18 protein-coding genes are annotated in these 16,686 nt (G+C 64.9%); 10 read left to right on the plus strand and 8 right to left on the minus strand.

From position 1 onward, the window contains the following. The first annotated feature begins 12 nt into the window (after nt 1-12). The 8 genes from ribBA to tolA are packed head-to-tail and all read left to right on the plus strand — an operon-like array spanning nt 13 to nt 5,928. Nucleotides 13-1,113 carry a bifunctional 3,4-dihydroxy-2-butanone-4-phosphate synthase/GTP cyclohydrolase II gene (ribBA, locus tag C1O66_RS04775; RefSeq protein ID WP_102766843.1) on the plus strand — a complete coding sequence of 367 codons (1,101 nt, stop codon included), beginning with the start codon at nt 13-15 and terminating at the stop codon, nt 1,111-1,113. Between the two features lie 14 nt (nt 1,114-1,127). Next, entirely contained in the window at nt 1,128-1,601 is a 474-nt protein-coding gene (gene ribH, locus C1O66_RS04780; RefSeq protein ID WP_102766844.1) for a 6,7-dimethyl-8-ribityllumazine synthase, read from the plus strand. Further along, nucleotides 1,598-2,137, plus strand: a complete 540-nt coding sequence (gene nusB, locus C1O66_RS04785; RefSeq protein ID WP_102766845.1) for a transcription antitermination factor NusB — start codon at nt 1,598-1,600, stop codon at nt 2,135-2,137. Before ribH ends, nusB begins: the two co-directional genes overlap by 4 nt. After that, entirely contained in the window at nt 2,134-3,345 is a 1,212-nt protein-coding gene (locus C1O66_RS04790) for a pyridoxal phosphate-dependent aminotransferase (protein WP_102766846.1), read from the plus strand. Before nusB ends, C1O66_RS04790 begins: the two co-directional genes overlap by 4 nt. An 11-nt stretch (nt 3,346-3,356) precedes the next feature. Then, nucleotides 3,357-3,830 carry a YbgC/FadM family acyl-CoA thioesterase gene (locus C1O66_RS04795; protein WP_102766847.1) on the plus strand — a complete coding sequence of 158 codons (474 nt, stop codon included), beginning with the start codon at nt 3,357-3,359 and terminating at the stop codon, nt 3,828-3,830. After that, nucleotides 3,827-4,525 carry a protein TolQ gene (gene tolQ / locus C1O66_RS04800; RefSeq protein WP_102766848.1) on the plus strand — a complete coding sequence of 233 codons (699 nt, stop codon included), beginning with the start codon at nt 3,827-3,829 and terminating at the stop codon, nt 4,523-4,525. The genes C1O66_RS04795 and tolQ overlap by 4 nt, the downstream gene beginning before the upstream one ends. A 19-nt stretch (nt 4,526-4,544) precedes the next feature. Further along, nucleotides 4,545-4,994, plus strand: a complete 450-nt coding sequence (gene tolR, locus C1O66_RS04805; RefSeq protein WP_102766849.1) for a protein TolR — start codon at nt 4,545-4,547, stop codon at nt 4,992-4,994. 7 nt (nt 4,995-5,001) lie between these two features. Further along, the gene (gene tolA / locus C1O66_RS04810; protein ID WP_102766850.1) at nt 5,002-5,928 is read left to right on the plus strand and encodes a cell envelope integrity protein TolA; all 927 of its coding nucleotides are present in this window, start codon (nt 5,002-5,004) and stop codon (nt 5,926-5,928) included. Between the two features lie 16 nt (nt 5,929-5,944). On the opposite strand, the gene C1O66_RS04815 is transcribed toward tolA, so the two are convergent. The 5 genes from C1O66_RS04815 to pcp all read right to left on the minus strand — a co-directional run bounded on the left by C1O66_RS04815 (nt 5,945) and on the right by pcp (nt 9,301). After that, a complete protein-coding gene (locus tag C1O66_RS04815) occupies nt 5,945-6,472 on the minus strand; it encodes a DoxX family protein (protein ID WP_243392708.1) in 528 nt (175 codons plus the stop codon). A 55-nt stretch (nt 6,473-6,527) separates the two neighbouring features. After that, the gene (locus tag C1O66_RS04820; protein WP_165794485.1) at nt 6,528-7,313 is read right to left on the minus strand and encodes an HvfC/BufC family peptide modification chaperone; all 786 of its coding nucleotides are present in this window, start codon (nt 7,311-7,313) and stop codon (nt 6,528-6,530) included. Further along, nucleotides 7,310-8,215: a DUF692 domain-containing protein gene (locus tag C1O66_RS04825; RefSeq protein ID WP_243392709.1), complete on the minus strand. Its 906-nt coding sequence runs from the start codon at nt 8,213-8,215 to the stop codon at nt 7,310-7,312. The genes C1O66_RS04820 and C1O66_RS04825 overlap by 4 nt, the downstream gene beginning before the upstream one ends. Before the next feature lie 13 nt (nt 8,216-8,228). Continuing rightward, nucleotides 8,229-8,507 carry a BufA1 family periplasmic bufferin-type metallophore gene (locus tag C1O66_RS04830; RefSeq protein WP_102766852.1) on the minus strand — a complete coding sequence of 93 codons (279 nt, stop codon included), beginning with the start codon at nt 8,505-8,507 and terminating at the stop codon, nt 8,229-8,231. Nucleotides 8,508-8,638: 131 nt separating this feature from the next. Next, nucleotides 8,639-9,301: a pyroglutamyl-peptidase I gene (pcp, locus tag C1O66_RS04835; RefSeq protein ID WP_102766853.1), complete on the minus strand. Its 663-nt coding sequence runs from the start codon at nt 9,299-9,301 to the stop codon at nt 8,639-8,641. A gap of 263 nt (nt 9,302-9,564) precedes the next feature. Here pcp and C1O66_RS04840 point away from each other — a divergent pair, with 263 nt between their 5' ends. Continuing rightward, entirely contained in the window at nt 9,565-12,117 is a 2,553-nt protein-coding gene (locus C1O66_RS04840; protein ID WP_102766854.1) for a GspE/PulE family protein, read from the plus strand. Between the two features lie 220 nt (nt 12,118-12,337). Next, nucleotides 12,338-13,537, plus strand: coding sequence for a helix-turn-helix domain-containing protein (locus tag C1O66_RS04845; RefSeq protein WP_102766855.1), 1,200 nt, complete (start codon nt 12,338-12,340; stop codon nt 13,535-13,537). Between the two features lie 230 nt (nt 13,538-13,767). On the opposite strand, the gene C1O66_RS04850 is transcribed toward C1O66_RS04845, so the two are convergent. From C1O66_RS04850 to C1O66_RS04860, 3 genes are all read right to left on the minus strand, one after another. Next, a complete protein-coding gene (locus C1O66_RS04850; RefSeq protein WP_102766856.1) occupies nt 13,768-14,568 on the minus strand; it encodes a LytR/AlgR family response regulator transcription factor in 801 nt (266 codons plus the stop codon). After that, nucleotides 14,565-15,701 carry a sensor histidine kinase gene (locus tag C1O66_RS04855; protein ID WP_165794486.1) on the minus strand — a complete coding sequence of 379 codons (1,137 nt, stop codon included), beginning with the start codon at nt 15,699-15,701 and terminating at the stop codon, nt 14,565-14,567. The genes C1O66_RS04850 and C1O66_RS04855 overlap by 4 nt, the downstream gene beginning before the upstream one ends. A gap of 255 nt (nt 15,702-15,956) precedes the next feature. After that, nucleotides 15,957-16,610 (minus strand): DUF2306 domain-containing protein, encoded by a 654-nt coding sequence (locus C1O66_RS04860; protein WP_102766858.1) that lies wholly within the window; start codon nt 16,608-16,610, stop codon nt 15,957-15,959. Nucleotides 16,611-16,686: the final 76 nt, after the last annotated feature.

Consider the following 16,686-nt stretch of genomic DNA (forward strand, 5'->3'; position numbering starts at 1 on the left):
ACAATCGGGTTTATGCCCATATCTCCCGTCCCCGAGTTGGTGGCCGAGCTTGCAGCCGGCCGTATGGTGATCCTGGTTGACGAAGAAGACCGCGAAAACGAGGGTGACCTCGTGCTGGCGGCCGACCATGTCACGCCAGAGGCGATCAACTTCATGGCCAAGTACGGCCGTGGCCTGATCTGCCTGACCCTCACCCGCGAGCGCTGCGAGCGCCTGCAGCTGCCGCCCATGGCCAGCCGCAACGGCACCAAGCACGCCACCGCCTTCACTGTCTCCATCGAGGCCGCCACCGGCGTCACCACCGGCATCTCGGCCGCCGACCGTGCGCGCACCGTGCAGGCCGCCGTAGCCCGCGGTGCCGAAGCGCGCGATCTGGTGCAACCTGGCCACATCTTCCCGCTGCAAGCCCAGGATGGTGGCGTGCTGATGCGCGCCGGTCACACCGAAGCCGGCTGCGACTTTGCCCAAATGGCCGGCCTGACGCCCGCTGCGGTGATTTGCGAAATCATGAAGGACGACGGCACCATGGCCCGTCTGCCCGACCTGATCGAGTTCGCCAAGGAGCATGGGCTCAAGATCGGCACCATTGCCGACCTGATCGAATACCGCAGCCGCAACGAAACCCTGATCAGCCGCGTGGCCCAGCGCAAGCTGCAGACCGCCCAGGGCGAGTTCGATTGCAGCGTCTACACCGACCGCACCGGCGCCACCCACCTGGCCCTGAGCAAGGGAGAGTGGTCGGCCAGCGACGAGGTGCTGGTGCGCGTGCACGAGCCCCTGTCGGTGCTCGACCTGCTGGACACCGGCTCCTGCGGCCACTCCTGGCCGCTTCCCGCCGCCCTGGCCGAGCTGCAAGCCGCCCCTTGCGGCGTGGCCGTGCTGCTGAATTGTGGCGAAGAAGCCGGCAGCCTGCTGGCACGTCTGCAAGCCAACGAGCCGGCCCAGCCACCGCGCACCGTCATGGATCTGCGCACCTACGGCGTGGGCGCGCAAATCCTGCGTGAACTCGGCGTGCACAAGATGCGCCTGCTCGGCAGCCCGCGCCGCATGCCCAGCATGACCGGCTACGGCCTGGAAGTCACCGGCTTCAAGGCCGCCACCCCTAACTCCTGAGAAGAGCGCACACCATGCAAGGATCGGACAAAGGCCACGCCGCGGCTCAAGCCTCGCTGAACGGGCAAGACTTGCGCATCGGCATCGTGCAAGCCCGCTTCAACCACGCCATCACCAGCCGCTTGGCCGAGGCCTGCGTGGCCGAGCTCAAGGCCCTGGGCGTGGACGAAAAGCACATCCGCCACGTCACCGTGCCGGGCGCCCTGGAAGTACCCATCGCCCTCAATGCCATGGCCGACAGCCAGGACTACAGCGCCCTGGTGGCCCTGGGCTGCATCATCCGTGGTGAGACCTACCACTTCGAGCTGGTCGCCAACGAAAGTGGCGCAGCCATCACGCGCGTGGGCCTGGACAACCAGATCGCCATCGCCAACGCGATCCTGACGGTCGAAAACGAAGAACAAGCCTGGGCACGCGCCGAGGAAAAAGGCCGTGATGCGGCCCGTGTGGCGGTCGAGATGGCCAATTTGATGGAAGACCTGCAGTGAACACGAACAACAAGAGCGCGACAGCCGCCACCCCGAGCCCCAGCAAGAGCGCCAGCGCCCCGCGCAAGCGCGTGCAGCCCAAGTCAGCCCGCCGCCGTTCGCGCGAAGCCGCGCTGCAAGGCCTGTATCAGTGGCTGATCACCGGCGATGACGTCGGCACCATCGATGCCCACATGCGCGAACAGCAAGACTTCGACAAGGCCGATCGGGCCCATTTCGATGCCCTGCTGAACGGATGCATCCTGGAAGCCCCCGATCTCGATGGCGTGCTGGCGCGCCATGTGGACCGCAAGACCACCGAGCTCTCGCCCATCGAGCACGCCGTGCTGATGATTGGAGCCTACGAGCTCAAGCACTGCATCGACATCCCCTACAAGGTGGCCATCAACGAAGCGGTGGAGCTGGCCAAGGCCTTTGGCGGCACCGATGGTCACAAGTACGTGAACGGCGTGCTGGACCGCGCCGCCGGTGATCTGCGCCCGCTGGAAGTGAGCGCGCGCGGCAAGTCCGGCAGCGGGAGTTCCGCTTCGAAATGAAGCTGGCCGGCCGACTCGACCACATCGAGCCTTTCTATGTGATGGAGTGCAGCAAGGCTGCCGCCGAGCTGGCGCGCAGCCCCATCTGCGACCCGGCGCAGGGCGGCCGCCCCATGGTCTTTCTGAACATCGGCGAGCCCGACTTTGGCGCGCCCGCGGCCGTGCAAGCGGCGGCGCAGGCCTGCATCAGCGCCGGCCGCACCCAATACACACCGGCCACCGGCCTGCCCGCGCTGCGTCAGGCCCTGTCCGATTGGTATGGCCAGCGATGGGGTCTGACGATCGCGCCGGAGCGCATCGTCATCACCGCCGGCGCTTCGGCGGGCTTGCAGTTGGTCTGCCAGGCCTTGTTCGAGGCGGGTGATCAGGTGCTGATGCCCGACCCCTGCTACCCCTGCAACCGGCATTTCGTCGCTGCGGTGGACGCTGAGGCGGTGCTGCTGCCCGCCGGGCCCGAGCAGCGTTTTCAGCCCAGCCCGGCCCAGGTGCGCGACGCCTGGACCGCGCAGACCCGCGGCGTGCTGCTGGCCTCGCCCAGCAACCCGACTGGCACCTCGATCGAACCCGAGGCATTGCGTGAGATCGTGGCCACCGTGCGTGCGCGCGGCGGCGTGACCATCGTCGATGAGATCTATCTCGGCCTCAGCCAGGACGCCCGCTTCGAGCACAGCGCACTGGCGCTGGGCGAGGACGTGATCTCGGTCAACAGCTTCTCCAAATATTTCAGCATGACCGGCTGGCGCCTGGGCTGGTTGGTGCTGCCGCCCGCGCTGGTGGCACCGATCGAGAAGCTGGCGCAAAACCTCTTCATCTGCCCCAGCAGCATCGCCCAGCATGCGGCCCTGGCCTGCTTCGAACCCGACAGCCTGGCCATCTACGAACAACGCCGCGCGGCCTTCCGCGAACGGCGCGATTACATCGTGCCGGCGCTGCAAGCCTTGGGCCTGCGCGTGCCGGTGATACCGGACGGCGCTTTCTACGTCTGGATGGATGCCTCGGACTTCTGCGCCGAAGGCCGCAGCAGCTGGGAGCTGGCCTTTGATCTGATGCGCAGCGCCCAGATCGCCCTGACGCCCGGCCGCGACTTCGGCCGCAGCGGCAGCGAACATTGGCTGCGCCTGTCCTACGCCAGCAGCATGGACGATCTGCGCGAGGCCGTGGCCCGGCTGGCCGAGCAACTACCGCGTTACCGGATCGCATCCGCATGAGTTCGAAGGACATGAACCCTGACGCAGGCGCCGTCGCACCCGTTTTTGAACATGGCCTGCGCGTGTACTGGGAAGACACTGATGCCGGTGGCGTGGTGTTCTATGCCAATTACCTGAAGTTTTTCGAACGCGCCCGCACCGAATGGCTGCGTCGCCTAGGCTTTGGCCAGGAGGCCATGCGCCATGAATCGGGCGTGATGTTCGTGGTCGGCCAGACCTCGGTGCGTTATCTTCGCCCGGCGCGGCTGGATGACTGGCTGTTCGTCACCGTCGAGCCGCGCGAGCTCGGGCGTGCGAGCATGCTGGTCTTTCAGCAGGCCTTCATCGAAGGGCCCCAGGGCCGCCGCCTGCTTGCCGAAGGCGAGATCCGCATTGGCTGCGTGGCCTCCCAGCTGTCTGCCGAGGGCGGCATCGCCGAGTTCAAACCCTGCCGTATTCCTGCCTCGGTGATCGAGGCGCTCCAAAAACCTGTTGTGGCTCTATGAACCAAGACCTTTCCATCGTCGCCCTGATCATGCACGCCAGCCTGGCGGTGCAACTGGTGATTGCTGCCTTGCTGACCGTGTCGCTGGCCAGCTGGAGTGTGATTTTCAGCAAGCTGATCTCGCTCTCGCGCATCAAAAAGGGCAATGAGGATTTCGAGCAGGAGTTCTGGTCGGGCAAGAACCTCAACGAGCTCTACACGGCCGTCAACGGCAAGACCGGTGGCGCGCCGCTGGAGCGCATCTTCGCCTCGGGCATGCGCGAATTTCTGAAGCTGCGTGAGCGTCGCGTGGTCGAACCCACCGCCCTGCTCGACGGCTCGCGCCGCGCGATGCGCGCCAGCTTCCAGCGCGAGATGGACACCATGGAGAGCAACCTCTCCTTCCTGGCCTCGGTCGGCTCGGTCTCTCCCTACGTCGGCCTGTTCGGCACCATCTGGGGCATCATGCACGCCTTCGTCGGCCTGTCGAATGTGCAGCAGGTGACACTGGCCACGGTGGCGCCCGGCATTGCTGAAGCCCTGGTGGCCACGGCCATCGGCCTGTTCGCTGCCATCCCTGCCGTGTTGGCCTACAACCGCTTCGCGCGCCAGATCGACCGCAGCGCTATCACCCTGGAATCCTTCATCGAAGAGTTCTCCAACATCCTGCAGCGCAACGCCACCCTGCCCGCCCAGCCGGCCGGCCCGGCGCGCTGAGCACGCGGAGCCCGCCACCATGGCCGCCGTTTCCTCGCGCAGCGGATCTCGCCGCCGAACCATCAATGAAATCAATATGGTGCCCTTCATCGACGTGATGCTGGTGCTGCTGATCATCTTCATGGTCAGCGCGCCGCTGATCACCACCGGCGTGGTGGACCTGCCCAGCGTGGGCAAGAGCCGCCAGCAGCCCGAGCATGTGATCCACGTCATCGTCGGCCCCGACGAAAAGCTCAAGCTCAAGCTGGACCAGGAAGAGCCGCAAGCCCTGACCCTCAAGCAACTGCCCGAGCGCGCACGGCAAGCCCAGGGCGCCCAGAGCAACACGCCGGTGGTGATTTCGGCCGACAAGAACGTCAAGTACGAAGCCGTGATCAAGGTGATGGACGTGCTGCAAAGTGCCGGCATCCAGCGTGTGGGCCTTGCCGTGCGCAATGGCGGCAATAGCAACAGCAGCGGGAACCCTTGATCCGGCCATGAGCAGCCTGCCCCTGGGTGCCCGCCACCTGCATGATCCCCTGCGCCCGCCGGCCCCGCCCGGCATGGGCCGCGGTTTTGCCTTCGCCCTGATCGCCCATGCGGCCCTGCTGGCCGCGCTCAGCGCCGGTGTGAGCTGGCGCACGCAAGACCCGCCGGCCTTTGAGGCGGAGCTGTGGTCCGCCGTGCCGCAAGTGGCCGCGCCCAAGCTGGTCGAGCCGGAACCGGAACCCGAGCCGCCCAAGCCTGAGCCCAAGCCCGAGCCCAAGGTCCAACAGCCCAGCCCCGAAGAACTCCAGGCCGAGCGCGATGCCGAGATCGCCATCGCCAAGGCCAAGGAGAAAAAGAAGCTGGAGGCCGAACGGCAGCGCCTGGCCGAGCTGGAAGCCGAGCGCAAAAAACAGCTGGCCCTGAAGGAGAAGGAAAAGCTCGAACGCGAGCGCGAGAAGCAGCTGCAGGCCAAGCGCGAAGCCGAGGACAAGCTCAAGAAAGAGAAGCTCGACAAGCAACTCAAAGACAAGCAAGCCAAGGCCGAAGAAGCCAAACGCGAAGCCAAGCTGGAGGCGCAGCGCCAGGAGAACCTGCGCCGCATCCAGGGCATGGCCGGCGCCAGCGGCGGCCCCAGCGCCACGGGCACGGCGCTCAAGAGCTCCGGCCCCTCGGCCAGTTATGGCGGCCGCATCAAGGCGCGCATCCGCCCCAACATCATCTACACCGACATGCCCGCCGGCAATCCGGTGGCTGAGGTGGAGGTGCGGACCTTGCCCAGCGGCCAGATCGTGGCCAGCAAGCTGCTCAAGTCCAGCGGCGATGCCGAGTGGGACAAGGCCGTGCTGCGCGCCATCGACAAGACCGAGACCTTGCCGCGCGACACCGACGGCCGCGTGCCGCCGGTTCTGGTGATCAGTTTCCAGCCGCGCGAATGAGGGGGTGGGTGATGGTTCAGGCGCGCGCCACCCGGCGTGCACCCAACCAGGCGTCCAGCGACCAGGGGCCGGCGCCCCAAAGCGCCAGCATCAGCAACAAGGCGCCCCAGAGCTGATGGCCCAGCAGCGCGGCCGGAGCGATCTCGCTGAGGCTGAGCACGGCCATCACATTGACCACGCTCAGGCCCAGGGCGGCGAATCGGCCGCCCAAACCGAGCACCAGCAACACGGGCAAAGCCAGCTCACCCGCCGTGCCCAGGTAGGCCGCCAGCTCCGGCGGCAGGAGCGGCACCTGGTACTCGTCCTCGAACAGTGCCAAGGTCACCGACCAATCGCGGAGCTTGGTCAAGCCCGAGAGGAAAAACACCTGTGCAACATAGAGTCGGGCCAAGAGACTGGCCAGGCCCTGGGCCTGAAACTCAATGCCGTACAACAGGACGTTGACACGGTCGGGCTGCCCGGTCGCGGCCGGCACGCGCCGCGGACCGGCATCCATCAAGAAACACAAGGCCGAACGCAGGCCATCCATCCATTGAGTCGCCATGAGCGCCTCCTTTCGGGAAAAAAATGAAGGTCGTGTTCGAACGCGATGGCTCGCCTTAAGGTCGAGCCAGTAAACGCACCGAACTGAGGCAGTGGCGTTCCAAGGCCCGCTGCAACCAGACCGTAAAGTCAAAGCATGGGTCCGCCGCTTGCGCAGCCTCCAGCGCCTGCTCCAGGCTGCACGCCTGCAAAAGCGCGCGCGTGAATGCCGCTTCGGCCACACTCAGAACTTGCGCCTCAACACGCCAAAAGGGCCGCCACAGCAAAACCGGCGTGGGCATGGCGTCGACAGACCCGTCATTTGGAACAGGTCCACCCTGCCATGCGTTCCAAGCAGCCGCACTCAAGTCCAGGAGCCGGGAGCCGGCTCGCAGGATCACCGTGTAGTCAGCGGGCGATTCGGTGGCCATCAGCTGCAAGGACTCTGCATCCAAGCCGTCATCAGGCCCTCGCTCCAAACCGTGGGCCGCCCACTCCAGCTGCGCCAACTCCAAGAGCCAGGCGTCCATGCCCTCCTGCTCGGCCAGGAAGTCAGGCAAGACCTGACCCCACTCGCCGAGATCACCCCGTTGCGGCGGGCGCTGGCGCCAGCATTCCCAAGCCATGGCCGCAAACGAAGACTCGCCCAACACTTCACGCAGGCGTGGAAAGGCTTGGGCCAGCACCTTGTCGGCCATCACCTGGGCATTGAGTCGATAGGCCAGCAGCCCCCGATCGACGCCGCCTTTCAAACCCGGCGGCGCCGCCAGACCCTCGGGCAATGCGCGAGCGGCCTGGGATGGCGGCGCGGTCAAAGCCTGCAACAAGGCCTGCTGACGCTGTAGAAGCTGATCGAGACTCATGGACACAAGATCCGCATTTCCTGACGCGCGCGCGCTACCTCGCCCAGCAAGACGGACAAATCGGGAATGTCGTTGTCCCATTCCACCAGGCTGGGCACCGGTCCAAAACGCTCGATGGCCGCGCGGTACACCTGCCAGACTGCTTCAGAGACGCGACTGCCATGGTCATCGATGACCACGTCAGGCAGCTCCAAATGACCCGCCAGGTGAATCTCGCCGACCGCATCGACAGCAATCTCCTGCACCCAGTCAATGGCGCGCCGTGCCGCTTCGTCCGGCGGGGCGCCACTGTTGCGGGCATTGACCACCAGGTTGTTGACATCCAGCAGCATCCTGCAGCCGCTGCGCCGGCACAGCTCATTGAAAAACTCGGGCTCAGACAGCGCCGATGCGCCGTCTGCCTGCCAGGCCAAATAGGCACTGAGGTTCTCGACCAGAATCGGCCGGCGCAAGCGCTCCTGCACTTGCTGCACATGGCCGATCATCAAGTCCAGGCTGACGCGATCGAAGGGAATGGGCAGCAGATCGGCTGCATGCATCAGGCTTTGCTGCGCGCCATTCCAAGGCGCCCGGGTGAAGGCTGCATGGTCAGACACCAGAAAGGGATCGACCCGCTCCACCAGATCGGCCAAGCGATCGAGGTGCCACGGATCCAGCCCACACGCCGACCCCAGCCCCAAGCCCACCCCGTGCAGACTGAGGGGCAGGCGTTCCCGGCCGGCCAGCAAGACCTGCAGGCTCGCGCCGCCCTCGGCAAAAAAATTCTCGGAATGGACCTCAAGAAAATCCACATCCGAGGCGCCGACCTCACCCGCCAATACGGCATCGTAATGAGGCTGTCGCCAGCCCATGCCCACGGTGCCATGCTTCATCTTGACAAGAAGGCGGGTGCTGCCGGACAAGCTGCCGACTGAATTACTTCTTCAGCTTGGCCTTGGCCTCCTCGGCACTGAGGCCGTTCTGGGACTTGCAGCTGCCCTTGGCCACGTACTTCCACTCCTCCACGGCCATGTCGACCTTGGACTGACCCGCACAGGAATGCGAGCCACTGAGGTTGGCGCAGTCGTTTTCTCCGGCTTTGGCAATGCCGTAGCACTTTTCCTTGGCGGCCTTTTCTTGCGCGGCCGCCTGGCCGACCAAACCCACGGCGAACACGGCGGCCAAGGCGGCGGATACCACTTGCTTGCTTTGCATAAGAAGAACTCCTGAAGACTGAGATGAATGAAACCGAACGAGACCGCAGTGCGGACTCGGCGGCATCTTGCCTGCCGCCCACGTCTGTCGCAAGCAAGGGATCCAGGATTACAGCCCCGAGCAGAAATAAATCAGGCGATGCTGCCGGCGCTGACATGCAGGTCTTGCCTCACATGCAGGGCCGCCTGCAATGCCAGGCGCAAGCCCAGCTCCATGGTGGCCAGGCTCATACTGGGCATGGGGCTGTGCCGAGCCGCCTGTTCCGGCAGCATGGGGATGTGCATGAAGCCGCTGCGCACGGGATGGCCCGCCAAGGCATGCTGCAAGCCGAAGAAGACGTGGTTGCAGACAAAGGTACCGGCGGTTTGCGAAACCCCGGCCGGCACACCGGCTTCGCGCAGGGCGGCACACATGGCCTTGATCGGCAGGGTTGAAAAGTAGGCGGCAGGTGCGCCGGGGATCACGGGCTCGTCGATGGGCTGCGCGCCCGCATTGTCGGGAATGCGGGCATCGTCGACATTGATGGCCACGCGCTCCAGCGACAACTCGGCCCGGCCTGCGGCCTGTCCGAGTGCCAGCACCAGGCTGGGCTGAAGCTCGTCCAGCGCTTGCTGAAGTTCGCGCAAGGCCTCGCCAAACACACAGGGCAGACGACGCGAGACCACCCGGTGGCCCGAGAGCAGCGCTCCGTCCAGGGTCTGGGCCAGCAGCCAGGAGGGGTTGATGGACTCGCCACCAAAGGCATCAAAGCCAGTCAGAAGAATGCAGGGATGGCTCGGCGGAAGGTGGGGCATGAAACAAATCCGTGGCATGGATGGCGATCTGGGCAGGGATTGTGAGGCCTTGTGTGAAGCGCGCCGCACAGGACACTGAAACCGCTCGGTGCCCCAGCGTCGAAGCGAGCGGGAGGAAAAAACAAAGAGAATGTGGCAGGCTGGGCTAATCGCGGCTTGCCGACCAAGCCAGCGGCTTTAGCATTCAAGGCGCGCGTGTAGCGCGTCTCGCGTAAGCGGACGCGCCCTGACTCGCACCTTGCCCTCATTGGAGAGTTTTCAGCATGACCGATCTGTCCACCCCACTGCCCTGGCCCCATGAGAAGGCCGGCTCCAGTGCGGGCGAGGGCTTGGCGCCCCAGCGCCCCCAAGGCCGGGCCGCCGATGGTTTCGCATGGCCGATGCCGCCTTATGCCGCCTACCCTCAGGCCACGCCGCAGTTGTCGGCCGAGCCCTGCGAGATCCTGGGGCTGAACAACAGCCGCACCGCCGGCCATGTGATCCTTGTGGCGCCGCATGAGCGCCTGGCGCAGATCAATGTGCCGCCGGCACGCAGCGCCATGCCGCTGAAGTTCAGCCAGTTCCGGGCCATCAAGTTGCTGCGGCCCATCACCGTGCCGCCGCGCTCGCAGACCACCGAGGATGTGCTGCGGCTGGACCACCGCCCGCGCAGCGAGTTCAAGCTGCACTTCGTCGGCGGTGGCGAGTTGCGCGGCATCACCATCGGCCACGGCCATGATGACCTGGGCCTCTTTCTCTTTCCGCCGCTGAGCGACAGCGACGACTCGGTGCTGCGCGTCTTCATCCCACGCGAGGCGCTGGAGCATTTCGAGATCGGCGAGCGCATCGGTGACCTGCTGATCAAGGAACAACTGGCCACCTCCGATCAGGTGGAGGAAGCCGTCAACGAGCAAAGCCATCTGCGCTCGCGCCGCGTCGGCGACATCCTCGTGGCCCAGCAGATCGTCACCGCCGACCAGCTGATCCAAGCCATCGACCAGCAAGCCCGCATGCCCATGGTGCGCATCGGTGAGGCCTTGCTGGCCCTGGACCTGATCACACAAGACCAGCTGGAACAGGCCCTGCTGCAACAACGCGATGACCGTTCGGTGCCGCTGGGCGAACTGCTGGTGCGCAAGGGCGTGGTCACACGGCAGGCCTTGCAGTCGGCCCTGGCACGCAAGATGGGCTATCCGCTGGTGGACGTGACCAACTTCGCGTTCGAGCCCGATGCCATCGTCAAACTGCCCTATGCCGTGGCCAAGCGCCTGGAGGTGCTGCCCCTGCTGCTGCGCGACGGGCGCCTGATCGTGGCCATGGAAGACCCCACCCGGCGCGATGCGCTGGACGAGGTGGAGTTCATCTCCCAGCTCAAGGTCACGCCCACCCTGGCCAAGGTCGGCTCGCTGAGCTTTGCCATCCACCAGGCCTACGAGCGCTACGGCTCTGAGTCCCTGGGCCGCGCCACCGATGCGGGGCCAGGCGGGTTCCAGATCGACTTCAGCCTGGACAAGGCTGACAAGCTGATCGAAACCCTGGAGCGGGAGGGCCAGGAGCGCAATGTCCGCGAAGACGAGCAACCGATCGAGCAAAGCGACAACTCCCTGGTGCGCCTGATCAACACCATGATCCTCGACGCCAGCAACCAGGGCGTGTCCGACATCCACATCGAAACCCACCCGGGCAGCGAGAAGGTCAAGATCCGCTTCCGCCGCGACGGTGTGCTGCACCCCTATCTGGAGCTGCCGCACACCTACCGCAATGCCATGATCGCCCGCATCAAGATCATGTGTGAGCTCGACATCTCCGAGCGCCGCAAGCCGCAGGACGGCAAGATCAACTTCGGCCGCTTCATGCCGCAGTCCAAGCTGGAGCTGCGCGTGGCCACGATCCCGACCAACAACAATCTGGAAGACGTGGTCATGCGACTGCTCTCGTCTTCCAAGCCCCTGCCCCTGGCCAAGCTGGGCCTGAGCGAATCCAACCTCAAGAACCTGCAGGAAGCGGTGGCCCGACCCTACGGCATGGTGCTGTGCGTGGGCCCGACCGGCTCCGGCAAGACCACCACCTTGCACTCGGCCCTGGCCCACATCAACACGCCCGAACGCAAGATCTGGACGGCCGAGGACCCGATCGAAATCACCCAGGCCGGCCTGCGCCAGGTGCAGGTCAACCCGCGCATCGACTGGACCTTTGCCAAGGCCTTGCGCGCCTTCCTGCGCGCCGACCCGGACGTGATCATGGTCGGCGAGATCCGCGACCACGAAACCGCCGAGATCGCAGTCGAGGCTTCGTTGACCGGCCATATGGTCATGTCCACCTTGCACACCAACAGCGCGGCCGAGACCATCACCCGCCTGCTGGACATGGGCATGGACCCCTTCAACTTTGCCGACTCCTTGCTGGCCGTGCTGGCCCAGCGCTTGGTGAGGCGCCTGTGCCCGTCTTGCCGTGTAGGCGAGCCCTTGAGCAGCAGCGACCAGGAAGAGTGGCTGGACGATTACCTCCACGTCTTCGCGCCGGAGCAGCGCCCCGACCGGGCCGCTCTGCTGGCTGACTGGCAGGCCCGCTTCGGCATTGGCGGAGAACTGCTGCATTTCCACAGCCCGGGCTGCGAAAAATGCGACTTCAGCGGCTTCAAGGGGCGCGCGGGGCTGCACGAATTGCTGGTCGTCAGCAAGCCGATCCGGCGCCTGATCCAGACCGGTGCACGCGCCGAAGAACTGTTCCAGGCCGCATTGAACGAAGGCCTGCGTTCGCTGCGCCAGGATGGCATTCTGAAAGTGTTGCAAGGCACCACCACAATGGGCGAAGTGCGCGCAACCAGCAACGCCTGACATACGTTTTTCAAATATTGTTACTTCAAATTGGGGGGCTGAGCCTGCTTACCCAATCTTCCCCGCTTGTCAGCCCCTGACGCTTGGACCATAGTCGACCGTCAAATAATGCACACAGGGGTCGGTTTTGTTTTCATCCCAAATCGCGCGGGGCACCGCCTCCGCGCATAGCCAGGCTCTACACCACAGCACCATCCAGAGCTCGCATGAACGCTGCCAGATGTTCGGTCTGCAGCCCCAGCAAGCCCCCGATCTCCACCGCATTGAAGGCAGCCGGCTGAACGAGCTGCTGCATCGCAATGCCCGGCTCTGCGCCCAGGCCCTGCCCTTGATGGAAATGCTGTACGAGCAGCTCAGCCATGCACAAAGCATGGTGCTGCTGACCGACGCCAGTGGCGTGGTGCTGCATTCGCTGGGCGACCCCGGTTTCCTGGCCCGTGCCCAGCAAGTGGCCCTGGCGCCGGGTGCGCAATGGGCCGAGGCCACGCAAGGCACCAATGCGGTCGGCACCACCTTGATGACCGAGCGCCCCACCCTGGTCAATGGCGCCGAGCATTACCTGCGCTCCTTGCAGTTCCTGACCTGCTCGGCCGCGCCCATCTTCGACCACAAGGGCGCCTTGCTGGGCGTGATCGACGTCTCGAGCGACCGCCGCAGCTACCACCCCCACACCCTGGCGCTGGCCCGCATCTCGGCGCGCATGATCGAGAACCAGTGGTTCAATGACAAGTTCAGCCAGAACCTGCGCCTGCACCTGCATGCCAGCCCACAGCGACTGGGCACCCTCAACGAGGGCGTGCTGGCCTTGGGCGACGACGGGCAACTGCTGGGAGCCAACCGGCGCGCCCTCGACCTGCTCAACCTGCCCTCAACCGCCTTGCGCCGCCTCGATCTGCAACAGCTCTTCGGCCTGAGCCTGGGCGAGCTGTTCGAGCTGAGCCGCCGCCAGGCCGAGCCGGCCATGAGCCTGATGCTGCACCCTGCGGCGGGTGTCAAGGAAGGCTCGGCCTTGCTCTACGGGCGCCTGAGTCCCGGCGCCAACGGAGCTGCGTCACCGATGCAGTTCGCGGGCACTCCCGCTGCCGTGGTCCCCGTGGGCGCCCACCCGACGCCAGTGGTCCTTGCCGGCGATGCCATGGCCGTCCGGCAGGCCTCGGCCTTGCCACCGGCCGCCGAGGGACACAGCGGCTTCGAGAGCGACACCGCCTTCAGCCCTTTGCTCAGCGACGGCGCCTCAGTCTCTGGCATGGTGCCGGCCGATGCACTGACGCTGCGCGAGTCAGAGATGCGCATGATTCTCCAAACGGTGCAGAACTGCCAGGGCAATATGGCGCTGGCAGCACGTCAGCTGGGCATCGGCCGCAGCACGCTCTACCGCAAGCTCAAAGGCGTGAGCACCGATCTGCGCCCTGGGCTCTGAGAAGCTGAAGGCCGGAGCTCCTGCCCCCCCGGCCTCGCGCGCGCGAGCCTCGGTCGCTCGGGCTCCGTGCCGCCAGACCAACACGCCATGGGGTGGCCGGATGGGCATGTGACCGCACAGCAGGCTGCTGAGGTGCGGGCAGGGACACCACGAAGGGGTCGCTCACGAAGGCCTTCCGCCGTGTACAGACGTCTCGATGGAGTCGCCAGACCTGCCCTCAGCGCGAAAGCTCACATGGCCTTGAACAAATGCACATAGGCCCGGCTCACCGGCAGCTCGCGGGCCTGACCCTTGATGCGCACGAACAGGCGACTGACCTCGTCACGCCGGGTGCCGGCCAGATGGCGCAAATTGATGATGGTCGAGCGGTGAACCTGCCAGAACTGCTCAGGGTCGAGTTGCTCAGCCAGCTCGACGATGGGCGTGCGGATCAGATGCTCGGCCTCGGCCGTCTGCACGACGGTGTACTTGTCATCGGCATGGAAGAACAGCACTTCTTCAACCGGAACCTGGTGCATCAACTCCCCTTGCCCAGCCCGCACATAACGCAATCGCGGGGCGGGCACAGCGCCGGCTGAGCCCCCCTCGCTGCGGACCATCAGCTGGCGCAGCACGCCGGCCAGACCGGCATCCGTCAGTGGCTCGGCCGCAGCGACAGCGGCTGCGTCGTGCGCCAAGCCCGCCCGCACGCGCTCCAGAGTGCGGGCCAGGCGCTCGGGCTTGAGGGGTTTGAGCAGGTAGTCGAGCGCGGCATGCTCAAACGCCTCGACGGCGTACTCGTCGTAAGCCGTGACAAACACCACCCGGGTCTTGCCCTCGATGCCTTGCGCCACCTCCAGACCCGTCAAGCCCGGCATCTGAATGTCGAGAAACGCGAGCTCAGGCTGCAGGGTTTCGATCAGGCGGGCGGCCTCGCGTCCGGTGCGTGCAAGCGCCAGAACCTCCAGCTCCGGCCATAGCCGGCTCAGTTCGGACTTCAGGTGTTCGGCCAGATGAATTTCGTCGTCCGCGATGATGGCGCGCAGGCTCATGCTGCTGATCCTTGATCTTTAGGCTGGATGGGGAGGGAGAGCAAGGCGCGGCAGCCGGCCTCGTCGATATGCAGATCCAAACTGGCGCGCGCGCCATGGCGGGCCGCCAGCCGTTCACGTACGTTCTTGAGGGCGATGCCATGCCCTTGCTGGCTGCGGCGGGGCTTGGCCAGCGGGCCGAGACCATCGTCCTGCACCAGCACCTTGAGGCTTGTTCCCTCGATCCAGGCGCGCAGTCGCACCTCGCCGCCTTCATCCTTGGGTTCGATGCCGTGGACGATGGCGTTCTCGACCAGGGGCTGAAGCAGCAGCGGAGGCAGGCGCAACTGCTCGGCCGCGGGCTCGGCCTCCACCACAAAGCGCAGGCGGTCACCCATGCGGATCTGCATCAGGGCCAGATAGCTGCGCACGGCTTGCAGCTCGGTGCCCAGCAGGCAACTGTCCTCACGCAGGGCGGCAAGGCTGGCACGCAAATGGTCGGTGAAGTGTTCCAACATGGCCAGGGCCTGGTCCGGCGCCGGCTTGATCAGGCTTTGAACCGCCGCCAGGCTGTTGAACAAAAAATGCGGTTCGATCTGCGCTTGCAGATGCAGCAGGCGGGCCTCGGTGGCCTGCAACTCCAAGGCCTGGCGGCGGCGCACCTGATGGTCAACCGCCCAGCCAATCAAGACGCCCACCAGCGAGATGAAAAGAAACTGGCTCAGGCCACGGGTGCTTTCCAGCGGCGTCGAGACCTGCAACTGCATCCACCAGCCCAGGCCTTGGGCGAACAGCACCATGCCCAAAAGAATACAGGCCACCGGGATCAGACTAAAGAACAGCCCCGCCCGCCAGCCCCCTTGTTGGATTGCATCGAGCCGGGCTTGCGGCTGCGTCAGTTCGATGAGCCGGTACACGCCGTGGATCAAGAAGGCGATGCACAAGCCATTGAGCCAGCTGAAAGCCAAGTTCGGCGCGCTGACTGTGGCGCTGCCAAACAACACGGCCAGAATGAGGAAGAGACTGGGGAAAGCCAGGCCTATGCCGGTTGTGATCAAAGCCCGGGCCCAGCCGGCTTCGTTACGCCGCTTGTAAAGACGGAAGTAGCGACGGGCGGCATAGCGCATCTCTGCGCTGAAGGAATTGGTTTTCATGGAGGGACGGTTCAGCTTGAACATGCGCTGAAGCTTAGGGCGCGAGTGTCGTCCAAGAAGCAAGGCTGCGACGAACGGCAAGCTGCGCTGCCCAATGGCAAGCCGGGGCCGTCAATGACAGCGGCGAGGCATGAACTCATGGTTCAAGGCAGACCGTTTTGAAGCTCCCCCACGGCCCCAGGCTCATAGCCAGGGTTGAGCGGCTGCATGGCAACTCAGCTTCGACCGCTTTCGCATGCACTGCTTGCCAAGGATTCATGTCTGCCGACCTGCCCCGAGATTCAGCTCGATGGGTCCTGGTCTTTCAGACTCACGGGCTGCAGGCAAACGACGCCGTATCAACCATTCGGCCACCAGCAAGTTTGGAACCCAACAGATCCAGGCCAAAACTGGATAGGCATCAAAGAACTTGATTCCGAGGATCACACTCACGCCCAGGTACAGCCTCAAGGTCACGCCGGCCAAAGTGACGGCATAGCTTCGGACCATCCAGTCCTGGTGAGACTTCACATGTCCTTGGCGAATCAGACGGTATGCATTCAGCGTGGTGGCCAACCAGAAAACCGCCATCAAGCCGAATCCTGATGCCACATACAAGCCCCCGATTGATTTCACAGCCAAGATCAGCCCAGCAACCCCAGCAAAGACGATCGAAAACACATAGGCCCGACCAAGCCAACGGTGCAAACCCCGGTATCTCAGACGCAATGAGACAGAGAACTGAAGCGCTCCCGCCACGATAGCCACCGCCCCACCCATGAAGTGGATCAAGGTAGTGACCGGGAAGCGCGCAAACAGATTCTGAATGAACGCAGGCCTGATGCCCGGCATGAGCAGCAAGACCACGGCATACAGGGCCACCAGAATCGCCGACAGCAGCATCAGAACCCACGCAATTTTCCTAGCCATGCATCCCCTCCGTACCCCAAAAAATGGCTCTGTCGATGGAGCCTCAAAATCAAAGCAAGCCACACGCAACGCACGA

It is taken from the genome of Paucibacter aquatile, assembly GCF_002885975.1.
Classification (GTDB): domain Bacteria; phylum Pseudomonadota; class Gammaproteobacteria; order Burkholderiales; family Burkholderiaceae_C; genus Paucibacter_A; species Paucibacter_A aquatilis.

Coding starts and splice junctions, on each gene's coding strand:
- C1O66_RS04795 (WP_102766847.1), top strand. CDS start 3,357: ATGAACCCTGACGCAGGCGCCGTCGCACCCGTTTTTGAACATGGCCTG.
- C1O66_RS04790 (WP_102766846.1), top strand. CDS start 2,134: ATGAAGCTGGCCGGCCGACTCGACCACATCGAGCCTTTCTATGTGATG.
- C1O66_RS04860 (WP_102766858.1), bottom strand. CDS start 16,610: ATGGCTAGGAAAATTGCGTGGGTTCTGATGCTGCTGTCGGCGATTCTG.
- C1O66_RS04840 (WP_102766854.1), top strand. CDS start 9,565: ATGACCGATCTGTCCACCCCACTGCCCTGGCCCCATGAGAAGGCCGGC.
- tolA (WP_102766850.1), top strand. CDS start 5,002: ATGAGCAGCCTGCCCCTGGGTGCCCGCCACCTGCATGATCCCCTGCGC.
- C1O66_RS04850 (WP_102766856.1), bottom strand. CDS start 14,568: ATGAGCCTGCGCGCCATCATCGCGGACGACGAAATTCATCTGGCCGAA.
- tolQ (WP_102766848.1), top strand. CDS start 3,827: ATGAACCAAGACCTTTCCATCGTCGCCCTGATCATGCACGCCAGCCTG.
- ribH (WP_102766844.1), top strand. CDS start 1,128: ATGCAAGGATCGGACAAAGGCCACGCCGCGGCTCAAGCCTCGCTGAAC.
- ribBA (WP_102766843.1), top strand. CDS start 13: ATGCCCATATCTCCCGTCCCCGAGTTGGTGGCCGAGCTTGCAGCCGGC.
- C1O66_RS04845 (WP_102766855.1), top strand. CDS start 12,338: ATGTTCGGTCTGCAGCCCCAGCAAGCCCCCGATCTCCACCGCATTGAA.
- C1O66_RS04830 (WP_102766852.1), bottom strand. CDS start 8,507: ATGCAAAGCAAGCAAGTGGTATCCGCCGCCTTGGCCGCCGTGTTCGCC.
- tolR (WP_102766849.1), top strand. CDS start 4,545: ATGGCCGCCGTTTCCTCGCGCAGCGGATCTCGCCGCCGAACCATCAAT.
- C1O66_RS04815 (WP_243392708.1), bottom strand. CDS start 6,472: ATGGCGACTCAATGGATGGATGGCCTGCGTTCGGCCTTGTGTTTCTTG.
- C1O66_RS04820 (WP_165794485.1), bottom strand. CDS start 7,313: ATGAGTCTCGATCAGCTTCTACAGCGTCAGCAGGCCTTGTTGCAGGCT.
- pcp (WP_102766853.1), bottom strand. CDS start 9,301: ATGCCCCACCTTCCGCCGAGCCATCCCTGCATTCTTCTGACTGGCTTT.
- C1O66_RS04855 (WP_165794486.1), bottom strand. CDS start 15,701: ATGAAAACCAATTCCTTCAGCGCAGAGATGCGCTATGCCGCCCGTCGC.